Annotated in this window: 18 protein-coding genes; 11 read left to right on the top strand and 7 right to left on the bottom strand. The window is 47.3% G+C overall.

Annotation, left to right across the window (positions count from 1 at the left end):
• Nucleotides 1-97 precede the first annotated feature (97 nt).
• Nucleotides 98-3085 (top strand): two-component regulator propeller domain-containing protein, encoded by a 2988-nt coding sequence (locus ACYVFD_RS26010; RefSeq protein WP_461093435.1) that lies wholly within the window; start codon nucleotides 98-100, stop codon nucleotides 3083-3085.
• A 5-nt stretch (nucleotides 3086-3090) separates the two neighbouring features.
• Here ACYVFD_RS26010 and ACYVFD_RS26005 read toward each other — a convergent pair whose 3' ends face one another.
• On the bottom strand, nucleotides 3091-3834 hold the full coding sequence (locus ACYVFD_RS26005; protein WP_461093434.1) for an EcsC family protein: 744 nt from the start codon (nucleotides 3832-3834) through the stop codon (nucleotides 3091-3093).
• Nucleotides 3835-3944: 110 nt separating this feature from the next.
• Between ACYVFD_RS26005 and ACYVFD_RS26000 the strand changes: the two genes are divergently transcribed.
• Complete coding sequence (locus tag ACYVFD_RS26000; protein WP_461093433.1) at nucleotides 3945-4673, top strand: murein L,D-transpeptidase catalytic domain family protein; 729 nt, start codon at nucleotides 3945-3947, stop codon at nucleotides 4671-4673.
• Here the strand turns inward: ACYVFD_RS26000 and ACYVFD_RS25995 are convergent.
• Together ACYVFD_RS25995 and ACYVFD_RS25990 are read right to left on the bottom strand one after the other, a co-directional pair.
• On the bottom strand, nucleotides 4634-5869 hold the full coding sequence (locus tag ACYVFD_RS25995) for a L,D-transpeptidase family protein (protein WP_461093432.1): 1236 nt from the start codon (nucleotides 5867-5869) through the stop codon (nucleotides 4634-4636). The two genes, ACYVFD_RS26000 and ACYVFD_RS25995, sit on opposite strands and share 40 nt — an antisense overlap.
• A gap of 120 nt (nucleotides 5870-5989) precedes the next feature.
• The gene (locus ACYVFD_RS25990; protein WP_461093431.1) at nucleotides 5990-6235 is read right to left on the bottom strand and encodes a hypothetical protein; all 246 of its coding nucleotides are present in this window, start codon (nucleotides 6233-6235) and stop codon (nucleotides 5990-5992) included.
• A 216-nt stretch (nucleotides 6236-6451) separates the two neighbouring features.
• Between ACYVFD_RS25990 and ACYVFD_RS25985 the strand changes: the two genes are divergently transcribed.
• From ACYVFD_RS25985 to ACYVFD_RS25960, 6 genes are all read left to right on the top strand, one after another.
• On the top strand, nucleotides 6452-6937 hold the full coding sequence (locus ACYVFD_RS25985; RefSeq protein ID WP_461093430.1) for a GNAT family N-acetyltransferase: 486 nt from the start codon (nucleotides 6452-6454) through the stop codon (nucleotides 6935-6937).
• A gap of 156 nt (nucleotides 6938-7093) precedes the next feature.
• Nucleotides 7094-7507, top strand: a complete 414-nt coding sequence (locus ACYVFD_RS25980) for a hypothetical protein (protein WP_461093429.1) — start codon at nucleotides 7094-7096, stop codon at nucleotides 7505-7507.
• Nucleotides 7508-7597: 90 nt separating this feature from the next.
• The gene (locus ACYVFD_RS25975) at nucleotides 7598-7939 is read left to right on the top strand and encodes a YciI family protein (protein WP_461093428.1); all 342 of its coding nucleotides are present in this window, start codon (nucleotides 7598-7600) and stop codon (nucleotides 7937-7939) included.
• A 79-nt stretch (nucleotides 7940-8018) separates the two neighbouring features.
• Nucleotides 8019-9251 (top strand): RNA polymerase sigma factor, encoded by a 1233-nt coding sequence (locus ACYVFD_RS25970; RefSeq protein ID WP_461093427.1) that lies wholly within the window; start codon nucleotides 8019-8021, stop codon nucleotides 9249-9251.
• Between the two features lie 99 nt (nucleotides 9252-9350).
• Nucleotides 9351-9758: an OsmC family protein gene (locus tag ACYVFD_RS25965; protein WP_461093426.1), complete on the top strand. Its 408-nt coding sequence runs from the start codon at nucleotides 9351-9353 to the stop codon at nucleotides 9756-9758.
• A gap of 44 nt (nucleotides 9759-9802) precedes the next feature.
• Entirely contained in the window at nucleotides 9803-10735 is a 933-nt protein-coding gene (locus ACYVFD_RS25960; RefSeq protein WP_461093425.1) for an alpha/beta fold hydrolase, read from the top strand.
• An 85-nt stretch (nucleotides 10736-10820) separates the two neighbouring features.
• Here ACYVFD_RS25960 and ACYVFD_RS25955 read toward each other — a convergent pair whose 3' ends face one another.
• Entirely contained in the window at nucleotides 10821-13223 is a 2403-nt protein-coding gene (locus ACYVFD_RS25955; RefSeq protein WP_461093424.1) for a gliding motility-associated C-terminal domain-containing protein, read from the bottom strand.
• A gap of 646 nt (nucleotides 13224-13869) precedes the next feature.
• Here ACYVFD_RS25955 and ACYVFD_RS25950 point away from each other — a divergent pair.
• On the top strand, nucleotides 13870-17055 hold the full coding sequence (locus ACYVFD_RS25950) for a SusC/RagA family TonB-linked outer membrane protein (RefSeq protein ID WP_461093423.1): 3186 nt from the start codon (nucleotides 13870-13872) through the stop codon (nucleotides 17053-17055).
• Nucleotides 17056-17155: 100 nt separating this feature from the next.
• Nucleotides 17156-18649: a RagB/SusD family nutrient uptake outer membrane protein gene (locus ACYVFD_RS25945; RefSeq protein ID WP_461093422.1), complete on the top strand. Its 1494-nt coding sequence runs from the start codon at nucleotides 17156-17158 to the stop codon at nucleotides 18647-18649.
• 64 nt (nucleotides 18650-18713) lie between these two features.
• On the opposite strand, the gene ACYVFD_RS25940 is transcribed toward ACYVFD_RS25945, so the two are convergent.
• From ACYVFD_RS25940 to ACYVFD_RS25930, 3 genes are all read right to left on the bottom strand, one after another.
• Entirely contained in the window at nucleotides 18714-19166 is a 453-nt protein-coding gene (locus ACYVFD_RS25940) for a PPC domain-containing DNA-binding protein (protein WP_461093421.1), read from the bottom strand.
• Between the two features lie 114 nt (nucleotides 19167-19280).
• The gene (locus tag ACYVFD_RS25935) at nucleotides 19281-21260 is read right to left on the bottom strand and encodes a hypothetical protein (RefSeq protein WP_461093674.1); all 1980 of its coding nucleotides are present in this window, start codon (nucleotides 21258-21260) and stop codon (nucleotides 19281-19283) included.
• Between the two features lie 854 nt (nucleotides 21261-22114).
• Complete coding sequence (locus ACYVFD_RS25930) at nucleotides 22115-22564, bottom strand: PaaI family thioesterase (protein ID WP_461093420.1); 450 nt, start codon at nucleotides 22562-22564, stop codon at nucleotides 22115-22117.
• Nucleotides 22565-22695: 131 nt separating this feature from the next.
• On the opposite strand from ACYVFD_RS25930, the gene ACYVFD_RS25925 reads away from it, so the two are divergent.
• A complete protein-coding gene (locus ACYVFD_RS25925) occupies nucleotides 22696-23460 on the top strand; it encodes a phosphosulfolactate synthase (protein WP_461093419.1) in 765 nt (254 codons plus the stop codon).
• The last annotated feature ends 47 nt before the right edge of the window (nucleotides 23461-23507 follow it).

The following is a 23507-nucleotide window of genomic DNA, read 5'->3' as shown; positions in this document are numbered from 1 at the left end:
TACATTTGCAGAAGTCAACCCAGACGGTTATGATTGTAGATTGATAACGACGCCGGAGGTTAGTTCGGCGTCGTGACCAACTTCCTCGTAACCAAACATGATTGATAGTTGTCGGCCTGATTCATCAGCTAATACAGGTCGTATAGTTCGTCGTTGGCTATTTCTGATTTGTGCCTGCCTGCTTTATTCGTTAACAGCCGTTTCGCAGCCGTTTCTGTGTCGGCAGTTTTCGGCCAATGATGGGCTACCTTCCTCCTATTGCTTCATGCCCTTTCAGGATCATGATGGCTATTTGTGGGTCGGTACGTACGGTGGTATCAGTCGGTTCGATGGAACAACGTTCAAGAACTTCACGGTCAACGACGGTCTGGTCAACAACCAGGCCATGAGCATCTGTCAGGATAAAAATCAGGCTATCTGGATTGGCACCTTCAACGGCATCAGCATCTGGAAGCAGGGGCACTTTCGCAACATTACCAGCGTAGGGAATGCTCCTATCGAGCGGGTCTATTCTATCACGCAAACCCGCGACGGGCGAATCTGGGCAACCTGTGACGAGGGACTTCTCTACTTCGAAAATTCGGAGTCGGCGCCTAAGCTAATTCAGCAAACTGTTCGGAAAGAGCCCGTTCAGCATCTCAGAAGTGTTTGTCAATTACCATCTGGACAACTGCTGGTCAGCAACACCTACCATCTCTATGTTTTCGATAAAGGTCAGTTCTCTGAAATAATGTATGACAACGGCGCTCCTGTTGAAACCCGTTGCCTTAACCAGGTCGGCAATCAGGTGCTGATTGGCACGTATGAACAGGGCGTCCTTGAGTACAAATCGGGACATGTTAAGCCGCTATATACTTCCCTTTTGCCTAGCGGCTTACGCGTATTCAATATACTCACTGATAATAGGAAGCGTTTATGGCTGGCTACGAATCAAGGCGCTTTTTGCATCGACAAAGATCACGTAACCGCACTGAACACGACCAATTACCTGCCCAGCGACAAATGCCTGGGTATGTGTAAAGATACCGAAGGGTCGATCTGGCTTACGTCGCCCGAAGGACTGATTCAGTGCAAGGAGCGTTTTATTGATGTGTTTACCAAAGCCAGTGGGCTGCTGAACGACGAGATCTATTCACTGGCTCAGGATAAAAAAGGCGTCATTTATTTTGGCGGGAGCAACGGTCCCTTCACCGCTTACCGTCAAGGTGCTTTCGTTCAACCGTTTCCCCGTTTTACGGCAACGAAAAACAGTGGTACTCCTATTCATTTTACCCGATTCGACCGGAAAGGTAATTTATGGATTTCGTGCGATGCAGACAGTCTATACCGAATCTCCGGCTCGCGCATCGATAAAATTAAGCCCCCAGGCGCTTTCTGCTCCGCATTCCTCGAAGATACCATCCACGATGCGATCTGGATCGGTAACAAAGGGGAATTATTTAGAGGCCATAAGGACAAATGGGTGAAGATTAAGCCCCCTCCGGCTATGGCCGTCGATGATATTCTGGCGCTGTATCAGGACAAACAGAGCCGACTATGGGTGGGCACATACGGGCTACGGCTTTACGATGGCAAAACCTGGGTCGATCTTTCCCAAAAAACAAACACCGAAAAAGTATTCATCCAATCCATCAAAACCGATGCGGAAGGCGCTATCTGGGTGGGTACGATCGGAAAAGGAATTCGTAAAATTCGACTGGACAGCCAGGGAGCGATTGTCTCGGTCGAAAGTATTACTGTCCGCCAGGGTCTTCAAAATGATAGCGTGCTCGACTTGCTGTTCGATGATGACGGGCAGCTTTGGGTAGGCTCATTTGGCGGTATCATGCGAATCGACCTGAAACGACCCAAAGAAAATGGCCAGTATCGATCGCAAATTTTCAACAAGAATAGCGGGGTGCTAGATAACACCTGGCAGGTTGTTTCGCTGTTAAAAGACGACAATGGCAATATCTGGGCAGGCACTTCTAAAGGAGCGATGCGGTTTGCGATCCGGGCTATACCCACCAACTCCACCAGCCCACCTGTACATATCGTTTCGGCGCAACTCCTGCAAAATGCTCACGAATCGCCCGATAGCAGTCAGAATTTAGCCAACAATGCGGTATTGCCCTATAATCATAACACGCTGAATTTTCAGTTTACGGGTATCAGTCTGAGCGATCCAACGGGCATTCGCTATACCTATAAACTCGATGGGCTCCCCGGTGCCAACTGGTCAGCGTTGTCCAATCAGCGAAGCGTTAATTTCAGCAACTTACCTCCCGATACCTACACGCTGCTCGTGAAAGCCACTAATGCCGACGGCGTGGAAAGCGTCCGGGAGGCCCGATTCAGTTTTACGATTCAGCCGCCTTTCTGGCAAACCTGGTGGTTCCGTATCCTGATTGCCTTATTGGCCGCTGGAGCTATCTGGGCCGTTGTTCAGTTTAGAATCCGATTTCTGAACGAGCAGCACAAGGTTGCCCTGCAACTTAGCGAGTGGAAACTGAAAGCGCTTCAAAGCCAGATGAATCCGCATTTTATCTTCAACTCACTCAATTCCATCCAGAATTACATTATCACGAATCGACCGATTGAAGGTGTCCGGTACCTGTCGAAGTTTTCCAAGCTGATTCGGAAAATCCTGGATAACTCCAACTACCAGCAAATGGAGTTGGAGCGAGTTATTGAAACGCTACAGATGTATGTGGAGCTGGAAGCCATGCGGTTCAATCATGAGTTCAGCTATGAATTTCTGATCGACGACGATGATGCGGTCCATGATACCTTATTGCCACCTATGCTGTTTCAGCCGTTTGTCGAAAATGCGATCTGGCATGGGCTAATGCCTCAGAAGGGCGAAAAAAAGCTCCTGATTCAAATCAAAAAACAGGTCGATAGCTTGCTCTGCATCATTGAGGATAATGGCGTCGGACGACAAAACAGCGCCAAAAAAGAGGGACATACGTCGCGGGGCGAATCCATTACCAAACAGACTTTCGAAGCCTTCAATCAGCAAATGGGTAAAGAAGCTACGTTAACTGTTATAGATAAACCAGCCCCTCAAACCGGTACTCGGGTTGAGATTCAGATTCCCCTTTAATTTGATTACTCAGACAATAAAGCAGGTTTATCGGCCGCGAGCAGGCGCATACGGTAGGCGTTCATGGCTGTACGACCCAGTTGGTTGATGAGCCGGTAATTGACAACAATACCGACTGCAGCCCCGATACCGGGAATCAGTTGAGCCATTTTCGCCAGATCGATATAGTCGCGGTATTCCTGCTGAAAGCTTAACCAGTCGAACTGGTTGATGTCTTCTGGAAGTTGACGGCTATGCTCAGACCAGTTGGCCAGGTATTCGTACACAATCTGCCGTCGCTCCTGACTCGAAAAGGCTAACTGAAAGACATACAAAATATAAACGCGTTCCCGATAGTCGCTCACCGAAAATCCGTAGAGACTGGCGATTTCGAAGAGCATCTTCATTTTCAGTGCCAGCAGAATCGGGAAATCGGCCAGGCCGAGCCAGAATCCACCCGCTCCCGTCACACCCCCTTCGGCCGCACTGGTTTTCCGGTAGAAATCGATTCGTTTCGCAACAGCCGCATCGCGCTGGGTGAGTGTTTGGCCCTCTACAGGGGGCCGATTCAGGAATTCAGCACCAAACAGAACCGCCCGTGTCATCTGTTTGATAGTCGCTGTAATTATAGCATGTATCCGATTGGGAATGATACGGTTTATACGATGCTGAATAGATGTAGAGAGCCGTCCAAAAGCCGATGGTGGCTTTTGCATAGCCTGTTGCCAGCGGGTCAACTCGTTCTGAACCGCTCGTTCATAAGCACTCATATCGTTATTTTTTAACCAAAAAGTAATATCTTGAGCGAATTAAACCAGTGTTTAGGCTGTTGTAAGTTTATACATCCTCTTATACCCATAAACATATCCTATTTATCGGCATGAAGAATGTTTTTTCGCTTCTGGTAGGTTTAGCCGTTATTTATTTGGCCACCACTGGATACAAATCCTCCCGTAACGTAACGATGGCAGCCGCAGCCCCTAAAGTGGCAAGTACACCAAAAATTAATTCGACCAGGCACCTTGCTGTTTATGACCAGCTTAACCTAGCTCAGACCGGTTTACAGCGTAGTGTTTTTGAATACGCCCTGCGTGGCTGGCAGAAAATGGACACTGCCAAATCCATGCTCACGATCGTTGACCTGAGCCAGCCCTCGAATCATAAACGACTCTATGTGGTGGATTTGTTCAATAAAAAATTGCTTTTCAACACCTACGTAGCCCATGGACGAAATTCGGGCGATCTGGTAGCCAACCAATTCTCCAACATTAATTCGTCGTTTCAGTCAAGCCTGGGTTTTTATCAGACGCTAAATACCTACATGGGTAAACATGGCTTGTCGCTGCAATTGAAAGGGCTGGAAAAAGGCTTTAACGATAATGTCTACAACCGGAATATCGTGCTGCATGGAGCTGACTACGTTTGCGAAGACATTATTCGCAAGACCGGTCGATTAGGCCGCAGCCAGGGTTGTCCTGCCGTTCCCTACGCCGAATCAAAAGGCATTATTCAGGCGGTTAAAGGCGGCTCCTGCCTATTTGTTTACGCACCCAATCCCAATTATCTGGCTCAGTCGGCTTTTTTAAGCGACCCATATACATCTTTATAGAATCGCAACTTTCCGTTGGCGTCTACATCAGCGATGTTGTAGGTGATAAACACTGGAAATGGTTTTGGAATTTTCAGGACGCGGGGCTTCTGATCAATCAGGCATTTGTTCATAAAATCATCATCAAACGTCTGCTCGCCCAGCACCAGATTAGCCAGTTCAACTGGTTTCTGAACGCGTACACAACCATGACTCCGCCAACGATCGCTGGTAAGCTTGAATAAATCACGGCTGTTGGTATCGTGCAGGTAGATAGCGAGTGGGTTGACCAGATCGAACTTCAGCAGCCCCAGTGAATTCTCACAGCCAGACGCCTGCCGAATCCGATAGGGAAAGTTCGTTTCCGTTAAGCCATCCCAGTCGACTTCTTCCGGGTTTACTTCGTGGTTTCGCTCGTCCAGTACCTGAAAGTTCTGATTGTATAAGTAGGCGACATCCCGCTTTACGTGCGGTACGATTTCCTCTAGGGCAATTTTCTGGGGTACATTCCAGTACGGGTAAGCAATAATATCCTGAATGTAGGTGGCCATGCAGGGAGTTCTGCGGTCGGGCTTGCCTGTAATAACCTGCATCGGCAGCAATCGCTTGCCTGTTCGATCAAATACGTTTAGCTCACCCGCTGGAATATTGACTACCACGAACCGATCAGGATCAAACCGATTGACGTACCGATAGAAATTGAGTGTTTGCCGAATCAGTCGCAGCGAATCGTCAGCGGCCGGGTTTGTTTTCACTCGTTTACGCAATCGGTTATAATGACCAACCAGTTTAGCGTAGGGCTCAAAAGTCAGCAACGATGTTTTTACCTGCACCACCTGAACGGCATCCGTCTTTTTTGCCCAAGCCGAATCGACCGTTTCTTTCAATCCACTGAAGGCCAGCTGCGACGGTTTTTTCCCATATCGGGCTTCTAATAACACCTGTGTTATGTTGTCATCAAGTTCATCTTTGTCGAGTTTTCCGGGAACGCCAAACCGACTTGTATCAATACCAACCGAATCAGCATATTGGCAGAGCTGATGAAGGGCCAGAGCGGTCTGTTTGACGACCTTTTCATCCTGTTTTCGCTTTTGTTCAATACGGGCAGCCTGTTCGCGGTCGGCCTTTCGATGGGTCCACCACCGCCCGACAAAAAACAGGATAAGTACGCCTGCACCTATCGCTACTCCAATGATAATTTTCTTCTGCTTTTCCATGATTTATGGCATGAATGGTGTATCTTAAATAACGTAGGAAACGAGTTATTGGTTATGATTTCCCGGTACTCTACACAAATAAAAAGGGCAATTCACTGATCGAATTGCCCTTTCTCTGGTTTAGCTGTAAGCGGGTTTGTCAATATCAGGTTTCGGATTGGGGTTTCGATTGGGGTGTTTCATACGTACGTTAGCGGCTGGCTTATCCCCATCCATGTATTCATCCTCCAGTTCATCAGGAGCTAACTCTTCCGGGTCGATCTCGCTACCTGGCCCACTGGTTCCCTCTACTGATTGATTGGCTAGGCCCGCGGGCGAAATAGCCTGCTTGGCCCGGATAATGTCGTCCTTCTCTTGATTTTCCATAACAACCTTGTTTTTCGTATCGGACAATGTCTTGTTTTTTTAACCCGCAGTCAGTCGTATTGTTTCTAAAAATCTCTTGGTATTGATATTAGTGCGCTTTTGGGATGGAATACGGAAGAATTGCCAGTTTCATCGACTGGTTTTATTTTTACGAAATTGAAGTACTCTTCTAAGCTCATAATCAGCCAGTATAGCTTTATCATTCAGTACTACATCATGGATTTATTTCGAAAAGCAGATGCTGATGATGCGGAGCTTTTGAGCTTTCTGGCCAAAGAAACCTATATACAGGCCTTTGCCCACACTTGGCCCGATCAGGAGGGGCTTACAAATTATGTCAGTAAATCCTTTAACCCAGAAACCTTAGCCAATCAGTTGGCTGAACCGGGGACTGAGTTTTATATTGTTCAGTTGGCGAATGAGCCGGTAGGCTATTTTAAGTTTACGATTGCCGACAACTCGCTGTTTTTAAGCAAGATGTATTTTTTGCAAAAGGCCATCGGGCAGCAGTTAGGTACGCAATGTATGGCCTTTATTGAGACTGTTCAACAAAAACATAACCTAAGTGAAATCAGGCTGGAGGTGCTGGCTAGTAACGAAAAAGGGATTCGCTTTTATCAGAAACACGGATTTCGGGAAGTTGGACAGAAAGAAAACTATACGGTCAAGTCGAGGGGAAAGCTGCTGATCATGAAAAAGTAAACAGGCCCTTCCTTGAACCTGTTTAAACTTTTTCTTTTGTGGAAAATGTAAGACTCTTTTTTGTCATTCCTCCCTCCGGTCGGAATGACAAAAAATCGATCCAGTTATACCGAAAGTTAAAAGTTTAAACAGGTTCCTTATAAAATACCTTTACGAATGGAAACTCATTTTGATTTGAGCGACGAAGCGTTTGAACAACAATTTGAAGCCTGTACCTTACCGCCTGCCATTTTTAGTCACGAAGCTCACCTTCGGCTGGCCTGGATATACATCAGAAAATATGGCACCGAAAAAGCCGTGGAGACTGTCTGTCGGCAACTGATTAACTATGTGGATTCATTGGGTGCCCGTGACAAATACAACCAGACGCTGACCGTTGCGGCCGTACGAGCCGTCAGTCACTTCGTGGATCGCTCAAATGCCGATACGTTCTATGATTTCATTCAACAGTTTCCCCGGCTTAAGGATAATTTTAAAGCCTTGATTGCCACTCATTATCAGGTTGACATTTTCAATTCCGATCTGGCGAAACGCACCTACATCGAACCCGATCTGCTTCCGTTTGTCTGATTTTCTCTTTCGTTCTGTCCAATTTCCAACTTCTCATTTGTCATATGGGTGTAGTTTAACCTGTTTGATCACCTATTAAACCAAACACAAATGGACGAATACGTTTTAGTGATGCGAAATGAGGATGGGAAAAACCTGGCCTCGCCCGAACAGATGCAAATTTGGATGAAACAAACTATGGACTGGATTGGAGGTATTGCTGCCCAAAACAAATATGTATCGGGTACGGGGCTTCCTTTCGAAGATGCCCGTGTGGTACATCCTAACAACATCGTGACAAACGGCCCTTTTGGCGACATCAAAGAAACCATTGGCGGGTTTATTACTGTCAGAGCCGAGTCGGTCGATGAAGCCGTTGAATTTGCCAAAGGGTGCCCTGTTTTGCAGGGCGAAGGTAATAGTGTCGAAGTTCGACGAATAGCCAGTCGGTAAACCCAATTCGCGGAGTGGGTGGCGTACGTTCTTCTAAACTCCTTTCTTTAGGAAACGAACCCATCCACTCCTCTACTCGATGAATCAGGAAGTATTACCTCATTTGTTCCGAACCGAATTCCGAAAAATAACGACGGTTCTGTGTAAACATTTTGGTATTGACCACATCGAAACGGCTGAAGACATCGCTAGCGATACGTTTCTCTCCGCCCTCGACGTATGGACTTATAAAGGCATCCCCGACAATCCAACCGCCTGGCTCTATACGGTAGCCAAACACAAAGCTACTAACTACCGCACCCGCACAAAGTCCTTTCAGGAAAAGGTTTTTCCTCTGCTTCCTACCGATCCGAGTTACCAACCCGACATTGACTTATCGGCCGAAAATATACAGGACAGCCAGCTACAGATGCTGTTTGCCATCTGCCATCCGGCCATCCCGGTTGAATCCCAGATCGGTCTGGCTCTGCGTATCCTGTGCGGGTTCGGGATTGACGAAATCGCCAATGCGTTCCTATCCAATAAAGAAACCATCAACAAACGTCTGTTTAGAGCCAAAGAAAAATTAAGACTCGAACAGGTACGCATCGAACTACCCTCCAGCACAGAAATTGACAAGCGACTCCAACCTGTCCTGACAACGCTATACCTATTTTTCAACGAAGGTTATTATTCCGAAAGTCAGGCGATTGTACTGCGTGAAGATCTTTGCCATGAAGCGATGCGCCTAACGCAGCTATTGACAGAGAATAAGCGGACCAATCTTCCTCCTGTTAATGCATTACTTGCGTTGATGTGTTTTCATGCATCCCGGTTTCCAGCCCGGAAAAATGCGCAGGGCGAACTTATATTATATCAGGATCAGGACGAATCGCGATGGGATTATACCTTAATCTCGAAAGGCGCTTATTACCTGCAACAGGCTTCGCGGGGAAGTAACCTCTCCCAATATCATCTGGAAGCTAGTATTGCGTACTGGCATACCATTAAAGCCGACACGGTTGAAAAATGGGAAGCTATTTTACAGCTTTATAACAAACTGTTGCAGATTGCTTACTCGCCTATCGCAGCCCTTAACCGTACCTATGCCCTCTCGAAAGCCAACAGTAAAGAGGAAGCCATCCGCGAAGCCGAAAAACTTCAACTGACAGACAATCCCTATTACTTCACACTACTCGGTGAGCTATATAAAGACATCGATCCTGAAAAGGCCAGAGCGAATTTTGAACAAGCCTTGCCATTGGCTAAAACACAGACCGACAAACTTCTGATCACTCAAAATCTTTTGAAAATAGACGGAAATTGTTTGTAGTTTCAGGTTCATGTTGCCACTCCCTTGCAGTGATAGCCACCTTGAAGCGATAACCAGAATCATCCTCAACCTCTTTTGAAATCTTTCTGAACTATGCACATGTCGGCCAGTATTACAAGCGCATTCAATCAGCACGATGTGGTAGTACAAACCAACGGCACAACAAAGGAACTGTCCATTGCTACCAAACCATCTGGCTTTGGTTCGGCCATCAATGGAGGTGAACTGCTCCTGCTTTCGCTGGCCACCTGCTTCTGTAATGACATCTACCGCGAAGCAGGCAAGCGAAACATAGCTGTTTCGGGTGTCGAGGTTACTGTTTCGGGCGAATTTGGTGCGGATGGTGAACCCGGTTATAACTTTACTTATCAGGCCAAGGTCATTTCTGATGCACCAGCCACTGAAATTGATGAATTAATCCGCCATACCGACCAGATTGCCGAAGTTCATAATACCTTACGAAAAGGATTAAACATAACACTAGTGACCAATTTGGCAACAAACTGATTCTGGATGCGTATTTTGCTATCGTATTATAGCTATCACTGAGTATGGCCCACAACCCCTTTACCTATTTCATAAGCATTTGTTTGAGTTGGCTTTTTGCTGCGCCAGCTATCGGCCAGGCCCAACCGACGAATCCGGTCAAAGCAATCTTTCCGGCAGATACTCGATTTATTTCGAATGTGGCGTATGCGGGCGATACCCTAAAGAAGCATTTGCTGGATATTTATTTACCAGCTAAGATGGATGCTAATGCCCCATTGGTTGTTTGGGTACATGGCGGAGGCTGGATGGTCAACGACAAGTACGCCGATATGAGCTACATGAAAAATACGATTCGATCGATTCTGGAAAAAGGGTATGCCTTTGCTTCTATCGATTATCGGCACAGCACTACCGCACCCTTTCCGGCTCAGATTCAGGATTGCAATCAGGCGCTTGAATTTTTATACCAAAACGCGATTAAGTATGGCTACGATCGCAATCGCATTGCTCTGATCGGCTTTTCGGCAGGTGGTCATCTGGCATCGTTGCTGGCTCTGGCTACTAATAACTCGATGAGCGACTTTTATCCCAATCGAAAAAAGCCTTCGTTTCAGATCAAAACGGTCATTGATTTCTACGGCCCTGCCGATTTACTGGCTATGACTCGCCGGGATGTACCTTTGTCAGATACGGCGGTGGCTTCGCCGGAAAGTCGGTTACTAGGTGCTTCTCCCCTGCTTCGTCCCGATCTGGCCCGGCGTGCCAGCCCGGTAACCTACATCGACAAAAATGACCCACCTTTCCTGATTATTCAGGGCGAAAAAGATGAATCGGTCCCAGCGGCTCAGTCGGTATTGCTCAGTTCGTGGCTGACACTCGCTAAGGTAAAAAACAAGCTTATTGTGGTCCCCGGAGCACCCCATTACGGCGTCATGTTCGACAGCGAAACAAATCGTCAGGCTATTTTTAGCTGGCTGGATACGTATCTGCGCTAAACTCCTTGTAGGGATTTTGTTATAAAACAGTCGAATACAGAGCTATGTGAATTGGCTATTCAGAGTTCGCCCCGACCGTTCAAGGCTAATGAATAACCGTCAACTGTCCCCGGTATGTATGTGAGAGCGGCTCTTTACCCGTCCTGATCTGGTAGGTATATACTCCAGTTTGTACAAGTTGTTGTTTGTATGTGCCATCCCACGGTTGTGTATAGCCTTTTGAGAAGAAAATTAACTCACCCCACCGATCAAAAATCGATACCTCACATTGTGGGAATAAATCAATGTTAGGCAGGAGCCAAACGTCGTTATTTCCATCGGCATTGGGAGTAAAAGCAGTTGGAATATATAAGATAGACGACACTTCGACATACACGCCAAAGGTTGTACTACAGCCGTCGATATTGGTTGCTGTTACCTGATAGCGCGTCGATTCGGAGGGACTCGCCATTGGACTGGCAACCGTCGGCAGGTCGAGCGATGTCGGTGGCGACCACTGATAGGTTTTAATTGGCTGATCAGCCTGGGTTACCAATTGAACACTATTCCCCTGATTAAGATGATAGAAGATCTGACCCGACAGGTTCGGGCTGGCAACGACCGCTACCCTTTGGCTTTTCTGGGTCCGGCAAACCGTATCGGAAACGACGGTATACGTTATCTGATAGGTACCAACTCCTACAGACCTCGGATCGAACCGATTAGCCGAAACGCCGGGTCCGGCGAACGTTCCTCCGGCAGGCTGCCCTCGTAAGGTAACAACTTTGCTATCGTTGAAACAAATGGGCGGAATCGAATCCAGTAATAGTGTCGGTCGGTCATATTTCGTCGCTTTAACCGACGATGAAACAGCAGTACACCCGGATGGCCCTATTACAGCAACCTGATAAATACCTGATTGGCGAATAGTCAGCCGGGACGTCGTATCCGAAAGTTTTACTCCGTTTTGCTGCCAAACATACCGGTATCCAGTCTGGCTGTTGGCAGATAACTGGAGTGAATCATCTGCACAGAACGACAGCTTAGGCGCCTGAATAGTTGCGACTGGTTTCGGATTAATCGTCACCCGAGCCGTGTCAGTTCCATCGCATACGGCTGTGGCTGGCCTTGCCAATACAGTGTATACCCCTGATTGATACACGCGCAGCGTAGCCTGTCTGGCTCCAGCAATCTCTTTACCATTCTGCTGCCACTGGTATTGATAATTCGCCTGGCCGGTAGCCTGTAAGGTAAGTGTATCCCCTGTACAGTAAGGCTTAGGTGTCGCAATGGCAACCTTTACCGTAGGGGGCGTTACATAGGTTACTTTGACAGCCTGCGACGTAGTATCGTTGGCACAAGCCTTTGCCAGACTTTTTACGACCGTATACACCCCTGGCAAATGTACCTGTAGCGTGTCGGATGTAGCACCCCGAATATTATCGCCATCTTTTTGCCACTGATACGCCCAGGCCTGATTTTTCTCAACCGACAATACCAATGGCTGGCTTCCACACCAGACCAGGTCAGAAGCAATCGTTCCATTAGCCATTACGACAGCGGCTGGCGGTGTATTCTTCGAACAGTCGACCACTGGAAGCTGGAAGTCCCGCCGAACAACGCCAATCCGTTCGCCATTTCGGAACTCTTCGCACTGCACCGTAAAGAGATAAAGCCCTTCTTTTGTTGCCCGAACACTCAACTGACCCGTCGCTGGATTAATTGATAGAGCCGGATTACCGGGAATAATATTGGACAAACTATAGCCCGGTGCCCAGGTTATGATTGGATAGCTAGTTTGTGGAGATTCATCAAAAACGGTAGGAAAAAACTTAGTTGTGAATCCATTCAGGGGCGTTACGAGCGAATATCGAAGTTGATCTCCATCGGCATCCGAAGCGCCCACGTCGAATGTAAACGGCTTATTGATGCAGATATAATCACCATTGGGAAGTCCAAACTCAGGCGACGAATTTTTGAAACGTACACCGGCTCGACTCATTGGCGGGAATTCCAGGTAAAAGGTCATGGCCACACCCGTTGTAGGGGATGGAGTCACATTCGTCAGCGCATCGTTTCGGCAACAACGCTCCCAAACCATATAATACCCGCCGGGATCATTGTACAGATTGGTGTTAAATTGATAGGTCGTGTAATAACGGGCTTGAGTAAAGCTAAGCTGGCGTAGCGTTGCACAGGCAATATTACCAAATGTAAGAGGCAGTGTTTCCCGCAAGGGTAATGTCACTTTCTCCATCAAAATAGGGTTCTGCTTCCTATAAATTCGTAACGTAACCGATTCATCCTGATTACCGGGAACGGATTGGGTAGCATCCCAAAACTGAATGAGTTGCAGTTGAAAAAAGCCGGGAGTTGTCCCCACTGCTTTCATGCTCACCTCACCTCCAATAATATGATTTGCCAGTACCTGAACTGGTAATAGACTAGCCACTATAAGCCCTACCCGCACAAGCGTACGCCAGTGTTCTCCTTTTCTTCCCACCCGCATGGTTTCTGTAGCAGATTACCAAATTCCCTTCAACGTTACCAATTAACAATGAATTTACGCATACTTCCAGAACGATCGATTAAAAGACCAATTCTATTATTGTATGGCATATTCAGTTACGCCAGGTCAGCTTAGTTTGATCCCCTGAAAGCAGTAGTAAATAGCGAGTCGATTCGAAACGGGCGCATCAGAGTGCACGGGTGGTAGCCGTACCTACTTTGACAGAATACCCTTCGCAATAAGATAAGGAATCAGAAGCCACAAAAGCCCCTTAATTAGGAAGAAAAGAAAGCCCAGCCACCCAACTCGCCTGAACCAATATCTGAATCGTTCATTCATACGGTAAAGATATACATTTCCCTATTCTACACTGCTCCTATACCCTTTTAGGCATAGAATCGATCACTCGTTACAAGAGTTCATCAGCTTTATATAGTTAAACAGGTATGGGCAAAAACGGGCATGTCTTCGCTCACTAAAGTGTAAAAAGTACATGACTATAGATAGTTAAAGAATTAACAAAAATAGTCTAAACAGGAGGGTGCGGGAAGGTTCCCAGCTAGGGACAAATCATCTTTGCAATTGGTTAAATACCATTTGTTAGCCAACAACCAATCTATAGACTCTCTTTAAACTGTTTGGTCCCATGAGAAAATTTACCCAGTTAGCCAGGCTTCTGCTGCTAACCATTGCGCTCCTCTCGAGCGGGGGCGTGATGGCTCAGGTCGTCACGGGTGTGGTCACGTCATCGGAAAACAACGAAGCTCTTCCGGGTGTCAATGTCGTTCAGAAAGGTGCAACCAGCGGTTCGGTAACCAACGCTAAAGGGGAATACAGCCTGCGCGTTACAGGAACGAATGCTGTTACGCTCACCTTCTCCTCAATTGGCTATGTTAGTCAATCGGTTGCTTTATCCAATCAAACCGTCGTTTCCGTAAAACTCGAGCCCGACAATCGATCGCTTAGTGAAGTCGTGGTCATCGGATACGGTACGGCTAAAAAAGCGGATGTAACGGGTGCTGTAACCTCGTTTGATACCAAAACAATTGATCAACGTCCGATCCTCCGGGTCGATCAGGCATTGGTCGGTCAAATGGCCGGTGTACAGGTCAAGCAAACCAGCGGTGGACTTGGCAAAGGATTCAGCGTACAGGTTCGGGGCAGCGGCTCCATTACGGCTGGTAACGAGCCTCTCTATGTCATCGACGGATTTCCGCTGGCGACCGCAGCCCCAAACGGATCAGGCAACTTTGCGAATGGAAATCCATTGGACAATATCAACCCCAACGATATTGAATCGATTCAGGTGCTGAAAGATGCCGCTTCGGCGGCTATTTATGGCTCTCGGGCAGCCAATGGCGTGGTTCTGATTACAACCAAACGCGGAAAAGCCGGACGAACCACTGTTACGTTGAACACCTACACAGGCTTCATGGAGCGCACTCGTAAACTGGATATGCTCAGCGCCGACGAGTGGGTCGATCGGGCAACCGAAATGATCAATGCGCAATGGGTAGCCTCTGGAACCGGTCGTTCAGCCTCGCAAACCAATGAGCAGCGCCGGGTTATTTTAGGACTACCGGCTGGCACGGTCAACACCAGCTACATGACCGACGACCGTTGGGCTATGGCTGGCCATCCGGGCCTAAATTACTTCGACTGGCAGGAGTTAGCCTTCCGAAAAGGCCTGGTCCAGAATCATCAGGTTTCGGCAAGCGGTGGTACGGATAAGACCCGCTATTATATCTCGGGTAATTACGTCAACCAGCAGGGTATGGTTATCAACACCAACTACACGGCTTACTCGGCGCGTGCCAATGTGGAAGTAAATGCAACCAATCGGCTCAAGCTAGGTTTAAATCTGGCCCCCACCTACTCGATTAACAACGATCCGGGGGTAGAAGGAAAAGACAACATTCTGCACCAGTTGGTCAGCATGACACCGGTACAGGAAGATACCATGGGGGTTTATCCGAACGTTGGGAATAATGGTCAATATCGCTGGAGTACATCCACCAACAGCCCAATCGGTAAACTGCAAAATGCTATCGGTGAAACCAAACGGTTCCGTACCATCGGGTCTGCCTTTATCGATTATCAGATCCTGAAGGGGCTTACATTCCGGACTACGGTCAACCTCGACAATACCAACAACACAGCTAAATCGTATAACCCGTACATCATTGCCAGTACGCTGGCTACTCGTCAGGCCCAGCTTACCACACTCACGTCTGGCTCATACAGTACTTATCAGAAACGTACGTTTGTCAACGAGAACACGCTGTCGTACGCCACCACCATTGCCGATAAGCACAATCTGTCGCTGCTGGCGGGTTTCTCTTATAACTCCGGTAAGCTCGAAACGTCGACGCTCAGTTCAAATGGAGGCTTTAACAGCAACGTAATCACAACCCTGAATGCGGCTAACGGCATCACGGGCAACACAACGGAATCCCGCAACGTGTTGATCTCGTACTTTGGTCGAGCCCAATACAACTACAACGAACGCTACCTGTTCTCGGCCAGTTTACGGCGCGATGGTTCATCCCGTTTTGGAGCCAATACCCAATGGGGACTTTTCCCGTCGGCATCGGTCGGCTGGCGCATTTCGGAAGAGCAGTTCATGAAGGAAATTACCCCAATCAATGACCTGAAATTACGGGCCAGCTACGGAACTGCCGGTAACTACAACATCGGTGATTACAGTACGTTGCCAATACTGACCGCCTACAACTATACTTTTAACGGTGTAGCCGCTATTGGACAGGCTCCAAGTGGGGTAACCAACCCTGACCTAACTTGGGAAACATCTGAAACGGTTGATTTTGGTCTGGATGCTACTGTGCTGAATAACCGGCTGAGCTTCTCGTTTGACGTCTATAATAAACTCAACAAAGGTCTTCTACTGAACGTACCTATTCCAACTGCAACGGGTTTCTCATCGTACCTGAGCAATGCCGGAAGTGTTCGTAACCAGGGTTGGGAACTGGAAGTAAACAGCCGTAATACCACAGGCGATTTTAAATGGACGACATCGGTCAACCTGAGCCACAATGCCAACAAAGTAGTGTCGCTGGCTGGTGGACAGGAGCAAATACTAATCCCATCGGCCTTCGACGTTTCGCATTCGCTGTTGCGGGTTGGGGAGCCACTGTACAGTATTTATGTCGTCAAACAAATTGGTATTCTGTCGCAGCAGGACATCGATAGCAAAGCCGCTGTGTTTGGCTCAGAAACCGTTGGCGATCCGAAGTATTTCGATGCCAATGGTGACGGTGTGATCGATGCCAACGACCGGGTTATTGTTGGCCATCCAAACCCGAATTATGTTTGGGGGATTACCAACAGCTTCCGCTACAAAGGTTTCGACCTGACTGTTTTGGTACAAGGCCAGAATGGTGGTTCTATTTACTCGCTGCTGGGTCGGGCATTGGGCCGTACCGGTCAGGGCTCTACCGACAATGCACTTGGCTTTTATCGTGACCGTTGGCGCTCACCCGACAATCCTGGTGCAGGTGTTGTCAGCAAGGCCTATTCTACTTTCGGACGGATCAAAAACACTGACTGGCTGTATTCATCCGACTATGTACGGGTTCGGAACATTACACTGGGGTACGACCTGAAAACCATTGTTAAGATTCCGCAACTTCAGGGTGCCCGCGTGTATGTGACGGCCGAAAACTTCTTTGGGTTCGACAAATACAAGGGCGGTTTTAACCCCGAAGCCTCAAACACGGATTTGAGCGGCAATTCATCCTATCCAGAAGCTGGAGACTATGGAGGTCTGCCCCTACCCCGGTCATTGGTTTTCGGCCTGAACGTCACCTTTTAAATGAACAATGAATAATGTAAAATGAGCAATGAAAGCGGTACCACTCATCATCCTTTTTCATAATACATTTTACATTATCCAATTCTTCCGACTTTCAATCATGAAAAAGATACTATATATCATCCCTTTTCTGGCACTGGCAGCCTGCACTGGCGATTTAAATCAGGTGCCCATTTCGTCGGCGACCACGTCTACGTTCTATTCACAGACCAACGACTTTTTACAGGCCAGCAACTCGGTTTATAATGACCTCCGCGGCTACCCCGACCGACTGTTGAACCTGTCGGAAACCCGCTCCGACAACTTATATGCGGTTTCGGATGGCGGTGTTCGCGATTGGGAAGGCATCAACAGTTTTCTGAAAAGTATTGCGTCGAACCCCTATGTTACGGAAGCCTGGTCAGCGAATTTCAATGGAATTTACCGGGCAAACGTTCTGTTGGATCAGTTGACTAAAAACGGGAAAGTGATCACCGATGCCAGTCTGCGAACCCGGCTGGAAGCCGAAGCTAAATTTTTGCGTGCCTTTTTTTACTTCGATCTGGTACGGTATTTCGGCAAAGTACCCATAATCGATAAACCTGTTACGGCCAATGAAGCCCTTTCTATTGGTCGGAGTTCGGTGGCTGATGTCTACAAGCTTATTTTGTCGGATCTAACGTTTGCTGCGTCGAACCTGCCCGAAACCTATGCAGCGGCCGACAAAGGACGAGCTACTAAATATGCTGCTAAAGCTGCGTTGGCTCTAGTGTATATGACCCGTTCAGGTGCAACCTACGATATCGAAGGACCAGGCCTGGGCTTGAACGAATGGTCGCAGGCACTTACGTTGTTGAATGAAATCATTGCTAGTGGAAAGTATTCGTTTCTGCCTTCGTACACCAACATCTTCTCGTATACGAATGAAAACAATGCTGAAGTCATTTTCGATATTCAGTACGCGAATGGTCTAACGCCAGTGGTAGGTAGTACATTTCCCTGGGTCCTGGTGCCTGATACCTGGTTCCAGTCCAATGGCAAAGGCACCCAGGGTGGTCTCACCATCCGACCGGTATCGAACGATTTACTAAACTCGTATGAAGCAGCCGACGCCCGGAAAGCCTTTACGATTCAGACAGGTTATACCTACAATGGAGTTGCTGAGCCTCGTTCGTTCGTTAAGAAATATGTGGATCTAACCAAAGTACCGACTAACAACCGGCTCGACTGGCCTATCAATTTCATCGTGTATCGCTACACCGATATTTTATTGATGAAGGCGGAATGCATTTTACGAGGAGCTACCGGAGGAACTCAGGCTGATGTTGACGCGATTGTGAATCAGGTTCGGACGCGAGCCGGTCTGTCTACGATCACGAACGTAACGCTAACACGACTGTTTCAGGAACGCCGGAAAGAATTTGTCGGTGAAGGAACCCGTTGGCATGATCTGGTTCGCAGCGGGCAGGTTGATTCAATTATATCGGCCTGGATTCCGGTTGAAGATACGCAGAAGCAAATGCAGTCCTTCCAGAAAAACTACATTCTTTACCCCGTTCCGCAGTCTGAGTTAGACGCAAAGCCGGGACTATATACTCAAAATCCGGGCTACTAATTAGTGCCAGGATCAGGATCAACTTCCCGAAAGCTTATAACTTTCGGGAAGTTTTTTATACCATTTATTTCCGTCGCTTTTTCCGGACCACTAATTCCCGATAGCCGAATTTTGGATCTACCTCCCGTACGTATGTCAGATCGGTCATTACGCCGATGACAATCTCGGCTGTAGTATAAATGGTGCTACCGTCTACCAAATGCCCTCCTATCGTTCGGCCCGTTGAATCCGATACCGACAAATGCAGATGGCTTCCCCCTGTTGAGAGAGTACCAACCAGCGAAACAATTTCAAAATGTCCCTGCCATACTGTGGGTTCTGCCTGATTAGCCAATCGTAAAGCTACACGGGTAAGGCTGCCTACACAGGTGATCATGGCTCCAGCTTCAATCCGCTGTTGTTGAACAACGGCGTCTAATTCTTTTTTCAGATCCTGGCCTGGCAGCAACCGAAATGAATAGGTTTGCATGGTAGCCGAAGCGACAGCATCTGTATGAGTCGATTGTGCATTAAGCATGGTTACTTGGCAAATTAATAGGATTGCGAAGAGATAGCGCATTGAGGTTTCGAATCAGTATCAACAAAAAAACCGGGAGCGTTGGCCCCCGGTTTTTTCAATCGTATTAGCGAATTATTCAACTCCGAACATTACATCTGACCGGCGACCGCTGTTACCACCCCGGCGACGTACCGCTTTTTTCGGTGCGGGAGGAGCTAACAACTTAGCTTTCTGTTCACTGGTCAATGGCTTCAGGTCTGTAATGGTGTAGCTGTTATCACTGATTGTGGTCATGAAGCTACCCACCGTTTGCTCAGGCTGACCATTGCAAGGCTTCTTGGTAACCGTAAAGATAGCGCGGAAGTACTGAACCTGTGGACGTACCCGGCGACCTTTGAAACGAATAGCGTTACCACTTTCGATCTTCGCTTTTTCAGACTGGAATTGCTGAGCCAGACCACCTGGAAGTTCGTTCAGGTTCAGAATAACCGTGTTTGTGTCAAAATCAACAGCTCCCGATGCCAGCATACGGTTCAGGCCACGGTAGCGCAGACGTGTAACGGTGTCACCAACTGAGGTAACGGTACCATTACAGTAACAAACGTTTGCCACTTCGCGGGTGTATGGAGTCCGGTAGAATACTTCCAGGCGCTCAAGCTTGTGGTTGTACTCACAATCAGGATGTGGAGGAAGCTTGGGCTTCACACTAGCAAAGCTGGTCGTAGCCACTTCACTCATACAGGTACCACACTTAGCCGTTTGCTTATTGTGAACTGTTACGTAGTAGAAACCTGGCGTCATCTGACCAGCCGAGAAATAGGCTGTTGGGAACGCCAGCGTGGTATCCGTTGTGTTTTCCAGTTGAGCAATTACCTGATCGTTATTACCAGCTACGACCGAATCGGGACGATAGTACAGACGAGCCGTAAAGGTTTCGTTTTTCGGATTCGGGGTTGTACTGCGCCAGCTAATAACCGGAGCCGTAGCGGCAGTATTAACCGGAGCTGATTGGGCGGCATTGGTACTATCCACATAAGCCAGCGATGCACCTTTGAGTGAAGCGCCATTGAATCGTACATTCAGCTCGGGAACCTGTTCGCAGGTTGGGCAAGATACTGGAGCTTTGGGGATAAGCTTCTTCTGAACAAATCCTTTCCGAACCGCCAGACCAACACTGAAACCACCATGTTTCCGTTTGAACTCATAGAGTTGATCGTCAATACCGTTGATGATCAGGTAATTTAACTGGGTAATAAAACCTTGTCCCTGAACACCGATATTCCAGTTGTTGCGACCAATTGGGAAGAACACAGCAGCCGAACCAATTGCCCCAAGGTGATACAGGTGCGAGCTTGGGTTTACCGATCGAATCAGACCACCACCGTCAACAAAGGAAGGAACGTTTGGTAGCGTCAATGTCGATGGGGTATACGCTGCGATAGTAGCAGCTTCGGTACGGAACAGACCACCACGAGCGGCTAACTCAATAAACGAAGTAGCATCCGGATTTTTACGGCTCCGGCCCAGCGTAAAGGTCAGTACAGGCCCTACGGTCAGGAACATATCTTCCGAAGCCCGTTGGTTAATGGTTACCTGGTTGTTGGTGAAACCACGTGACGCTGCCAGGCTGTATAGATAATCGCGGTAAATGCTACGGGTGATGTAGTTCTGATACCCGATAGCCGCGCCCACTGCAAACCGAAGCCGACGGGTAGCTGGCGTCAGGAAGTAATCGGCATTGGCCGTTACATTGAATCCAGCACCGTTGTATAGTGTATTGTCACGCTTCGTGGGGCCAAAGGTATTTTCCCAGGTACCGCAATAAGCGAAGTTCGGACCGGCATATAAGCCAATACGCCAGGGCGACAATCGCCTGACTAAAATAAACGTTTGAAATGTAGTGTCGCAGTCATCCAGTTCTGCCACATCACTGGCCTGTGCCTTAAAGTCATCTCTACGAAGGGTGTCAGTGTAAATGCCTTTTCCTAATCGATAGATATTCTCACGCACATAACTTCCACTGGAAGTAGTCGATGATGGACTTGTCGTAGCCTGTTGAGCAAGGCTAACAGTTGGTATTGCAAAACTTAGCAACACGAGTCCAGCCAGCATCCGCAGGGGGTGTTGTTGGATAAATGTTCGCATATTTATTGAGTTAATTTGACGCAATGTTTCTTACTAAACTTTTAATCTTCCAAATACGACTGTAGAAATTTAGGGAACGGTAACAACCCTCATTTTTCGAATTATACCGCCTGTTTCCTCCTTTCTACACGAAGCTGACGTCTATAGCCCCACCGTACCACCATATGACTAAATTTTTGACGAAATGTTTCTCATTGCTACAAATAATAGATAAATTATTTTCACACTGAGTTTATCCGGGCTTTTAACTCAACAGGAGTTACTGATGAATCTGATCAGCCAATTAAGCCATACGACGAATCAGTCTTGAAACGGCCTTATCATTTATTTTTTTGCAATGTTAAGACTGAATCGCAAAAGTCAACTCATCCCATTCCTATTTTTTCAACTATTCTATCCTATTGACACATTTTCTCAACAGGTTTACAAAGCAATTAAATCCTGACAAAGACCTGACTTATACTACTACGAATTGGCTGCAATTGTGTTTATAGATTCAACAATTTTTATTTACGGCCAATTATAGCAATAAACAGGTGATTATAAAACAAATACTGACCTCCCTTCTTTAGAAACTCCATTTTCCTCTATTTGTCTTATTTATTCCTGAATTTTTCCCAAAAGCCCAGGACATATTTGCCTATATGACTTGCTTGCGCTAGCACAATCCCGGCAATTTCCTATTGGCGGTTACCGATATACGGTCTTATTTTTTCACTTCTGATTGAATGAAAGCCCGTATTTGTTCCTTTGACAGATAAAACATGAAATCGTAACAGCAAGGTAACTTAATTTTTCAATAATAGTTAATTAGCCTTTAATCAAAAAGTCAGTTTTACAGACGTTTGAATCAGATTTGTCGAGCACTTCGCAATGATTTTCCCATCGGTGGCGACTATACGCCCTTCACAATGAATAATATTCTTTCCAGCCCGGATCACTTCTACCGTTCCTGTTACTACGTCGCCAAGTTTAGCCGCATGTAAAAAATCAACGGTAAGATTTACGGATGTGTACGCATGATCGCGCCCAAGCGCATAGACCATTACACCCACTAAATCATCCAGTATAGCCGATGCCGCTCCGCCATGTAATACCTTAGCCGGATTGGTCATATTTTCACGGATCTCGAAATCAGCGACCATACGTCCATAGTCCACTTCACGAATAATTCCATTTAGCCAGCGGCCAAAAGGTGATGGGCTGTGAACCATAGGCTGCCCGATCTGAGCACGCAAAAAATCGAGTCGAGGGTTAGAGAAATTGTCCATATCCGGCAAAAATAGCATTTAACTAAGCCATAAGGCCATCAGATGCGATTATTTGTGGACTTTCTTGGGAGGTTTCCAAGACTTATACTACTTTTGGGCGATTTTTAAATACGCCTACTCGATTTCTCTGTATGAATTATACGCTTACGCAGATCCCTGAACGTACCGCTAAACCCCGACAAAGTGGGCTCACTATGGTTATGGATAAGGGGTTGAGTCTGCGCGAAGTAGAGGATTTCCTATCGACCTCTGCTGATTATGCCGACATTGTTAAATTAGGCTGGGCAACCTCGTTCGTTACGCCAAATCTTAAGGAAAAATTAAGTATCTATAAGGAAGCCAACATACCAGTCTATTTTGGTGGGACTTTATTTGAGGCCTTTGTGATTCGAAACCAGTTCGACGAGTACCGAAAATTACTGGATAAATACGGTATGCAGTATGCCGAAGTTTCGGATGGATCCATCGATATGACGCAGGATGCAAAGTGCGAGTACATACGCCAGTTAGCTACTCAGGTCACAGTCCTCTCAGAAGTAGGTTCTAAGGACGAAGCTAAGATTATTCCTCCCTATAAATGGATTCAGTTGATGAAGGCGGAGCTACAGGCTGGCGCCTGGAAAGTCATCGGTGAAGCTCGCGAGGGCGGTACGGTTGGCCTCTTCCGCTCAAGTGGAGAAGTTCGCCAGGGACTGGTAGAAGAAATTCTGACCCAAATTCCTTTTGAAAGCATTCTTTGGGAAGCCCCGCAGAAAGAGCAGCAGGTCTGGTTCGTCAAACTACTGGGCGCCAATGTAAACCTGGGCAATATAGCTCCTCATGAAGTCATCCCTCTTGAAACCATCCGGTTAGGTCTTCGGGGTGACACATTTATGCACTTTTTAACTAAGAACTGAGGAATGAGAAGTTAGGAGTGAACATGGCAGACACGTCATACTACTTT

It is taken from the genome of Spirosoma gilvum (assembly GCF_054776815.1).
Note: the sequence above shows the minus strand (reverse complement) of the source record. Positions and strands in the feature narration are given on the sequence as shown.

Bases quoted from the DNA above. Each gene is read 5' to 3' on its own strand.
- ACYVFD_RS26010 (WP_461093435.1), top strand. From the start codon at position 98: ATGATTGATAGTTGTCGGCCTGATTCATCAGCTAATACAGGTCGTATA.
- ACYVFD_RS26005 (WP_461093434.1), bottom strand. From the start codon at position 3,834: ATGAGTGCTTATGAACGAGCGGTTCAGAACGAGTTGACCCGCTGGCAA.
- ACYVFD_RS26000 (WP_461093433.1), top strand. From the start codon at position 3,945: ATGAAGAATGTTTTTTCGCTTCTGGTAGGTTTAGCCGTTATTTATTTG.
- ACYVFD_RS25995 (WP_461093432.1), bottom strand. From the start codon at position 5,869: ATGGAAAAGCAGAAGAAAATTATCATTGGAGTAGCGATAGGTGCAGGC.
- ACYVFD_RS25990 (WP_461093431.1), bottom strand. From the start codon at position 6,235: ATGGAAAATCAAGAGAAGGACGACATTATCCGGGCCAAGCAGGCTATT.
- ACYVFD_RS25985 (WP_461093430.1), top strand. From the start codon at position 6,452: ATGGATTTATTTCGAAAAGCAGATGCTGATGATGCGGAGCTTTTGAGC.
- ACYVFD_RS25980 (WP_461093429.1), top strand. From the start codon at position 7,094: ATGGAAACTCATTTTGATTTGAGCGACGAAGCGTTTGAACAACAATTT.
- ACYVFD_RS25975 (WP_461093428.1), top strand. From the start codon at position 7,598: ATGGACGAATACGTTTTAGTGATGCGAAATGAGGATGGGAAAAACCTG.
- ACYVFD_RS25970 (WP_461093427.1), top strand. From the start codon at position 8,019: ATGAATCAGGAAGTATTACCTCATTTGTTCCGAACCGAATTCCGAAAA.
- ACYVFD_RS25965 (WP_461093426.1), top strand. From the start codon at position 9,351: ATGTCGGCCAGTATTACAAGCGCATTCAATCAGCACGATGTGGTAGTA.
- ACYVFD_RS25960 (WP_461093425.1), top strand. From the start codon at position 9,803: ATGGCCCACAACCCCTTTACCTATTTCATAAGCATTTGTTTGAGTTGG.
- ACYVFD_RS25955 (WP_461093424.1), bottom strand. From the start codon at position 13,223: ATGCGGGTGGGAAGAAAAGGAGAACACTGGCGTACGCTTGTGCGGGTA.
- ACYVFD_RS25950 (WP_461093423.1), top strand. From the start codon at position 13,870: ATGAGAAAATTTACCCAGTTAGCCAGGCTTCTGCTGCTAACCATTGCG.
- ACYVFD_RS25945 (WP_461093422.1), top strand. From the start codon at position 17,156: ATGAAAAAGATACTATATATCATCCCTTTTCTGGCACTGGCAGCCTGC.
- ACYVFD_RS25940 (WP_461093421.1), bottom strand. From the start codon at position 19,166: ATGCTTAATGCACAATCGACTCATACAGATGCTGTCGCTTCGGCTACC.
- ACYVFD_RS25935 (WP_461093674.1), bottom strand. From the start codon at position 21,260: ATGCTGGCTGGACTCGTGTTGCTAAGTTTTGCAATACCAACTGTTAGC.
- ACYVFD_RS25930 (WP_461093420.1), bottom strand. From the start codon at position 22,564: ATGGACAATTTCTCTAACCCTCGACTCGATTTTTTGCGTGCTCAGATC.
- ACYVFD_RS25925 (WP_461093419.1), top strand. From the start codon at position 22,696: ATGAATTATACGCTTACGCAGATCCCTGAACGTACCGCTAAACCCCGA.